This window comes from Lentibacillus juripiscarius (assembly GCF_042685205.1).
Lineage (GTDB): Bacteria > Bacillota > Bacilli > Bacillales > Amphibacillaceae > Lentibacillus > Lentibacillus juripiscarius.
On record NZ_JBHUNA010000045.1, the window covers coordinates 1 to 1,828 of the forward strand.

Consider the following 1,828-nt stretch of genomic DNA (forward strand, 5'->3'; position numbering starts at 1 on the left):
CCTTCGAATTTAAAGATTTTTCCGAAAAGCCATCTACCACAGAACTTTATCATAGGGGTCCCTCTGGAACGTGAAAGGATCTCGCTTTTTCATCCTGCAGAGGATACAACCTAGCAAATGCAAACTTGGATTTTCACGTATTATTCGTACTTACAGGACAAGATCCATAACGCTGTCACTCGAGGTCTTAAGAAGCCTCAGGCACCAAATTCAATGTGATCTAACGTCCCAGAGGAACCCCCATTGTTAAATAAAATAACGTTACAACTATTTCATAATTTGTACAAAAACAAGAACCGGCAATCACAAAGCCCTGACTGAGGTGAAAACTACCATGTGCAGCTCATTTCTTAGTCAATTCAAAACTGCTATTAAGCTGATAAATAATTGTCAGGAGCAACAAACTTCTCGTAGAAATATTTCACATTTTTACTATATAATTTCTTACTTAATTGATCATGCAGCGTATAGTTTTTCTGTTCTGTACGATACAGTGTCTGATACCTGATCATCGAAAATGCCAAGCGAATCATCCGATTTCCCAAGGCAATATAAGCTTGACGATGGTGCTTTCCACGCGCTTTCATAGTTTCAAATCTCTGTTTCATTTCAGGGTTATTCGAGGCTAAGGATCTCCCTACCTGGTACACAACATTCCGGAATACTCTCCTCCCTTGCTTGGAAACCGCATAATAGGAAGGGCTCCTGCCTCCAGACTGTATGACTGTCGGATTTGTCCCCGCCATTTTTATTAATTGCCCTGCATGATCGAAATCAGAGTTATTCCCCATCTCTGCGTAAAGCTCTGCGCCCGTTACAACCCCAATGCCAGGTACACTAAGAATAACTGCACCTTCTGTCTGAATAAATAAATCCTGAATCTCTTTTTCCAATTCGCTGATTTGTTTCATCAGCTGTTCCAGCTGATCCAGTTTTTGATCCAAAAGAAACTGTTCCGCCTCCACGGCCTCCTTAGGCTTGGAAATGGAATCCCGCGAGAAATCAAGTAGGATTTCAATTGATTTATCCCGTATTTTCAAGTTCTCACGGACAGAAACAGCCCGCAGTCCTTCTTCTCCAAGTTCTAGAATGTCGGTCGAATGCAGGCAATGCCGCATCAGATAACGGGGAGCTTTCCCGAACAGCTTGGAGAAAGGTTGAATGTGCTTGCGTTTCCCGTTTATCCAAACACTTTTCCCTTGAAACTCGCGGAAAATGTGATCCACATAAACACGAATCTGATTTTGCACAGCACTCTCTTCTTCTACCAGTGCACGACGGGCACGCGTTAGCGTCTGAAGTTTATGGATATCACCCGATGATAATTCGCTTGATGTCCCCCGATTATGCATAATAGATTGCACAATCGCCATCAGATCAAGATTATCTGTCTTTGACCAGTTCAACAGGGCCTGACGTTCCTGTGCTGTGGTCGCGGCATTTAAAACACGGACATGATAGCCCTCTGCCTTGCAGGCCCACACAAGATCCTCGTAATAATGCCCCGTGGTTTCAATCCCTACAACAACCTCTTTCATATGATGACGCTGTTTCTCCGCTTGGATAAACTGTTTCACTTTAGTAAACCCGGTACTTGATGCATCAAACTCAAAAGGTCTGACTAATATATCCCCATAAAACGTACAAATCGTCGCTTTGTGTGTATACTTCGCCGCATCTATCGCTACGAGCAACAGGTTTTCAGATCCAGTGTTTCTAACAAAATTTGCCCAACAACTTCCCATTTTCCCTTGAATATGATTAAATGATGGATATACCATCGTTTTCACTCCTTTAAGGTTTAGTAAATTGGAAGTTCTGTAGTAGG

Annotated in this window: 1 protein-coding gene; it reads right to left on the bottom strand. The window is 42.6% G+C overall.

Going from position 1 to position 1,828, the window contains the following annotated elements:
- Positions 1–371 precede the first annotated feature (371 nt).
- On the bottom strand, positions 372–1,828 hold a 1,457-nt coding region (locus tag ACFSUO_RS16420), incomplete at its 5' end, for an IS110 family transposase (RefSeq protein WP_382396106.1).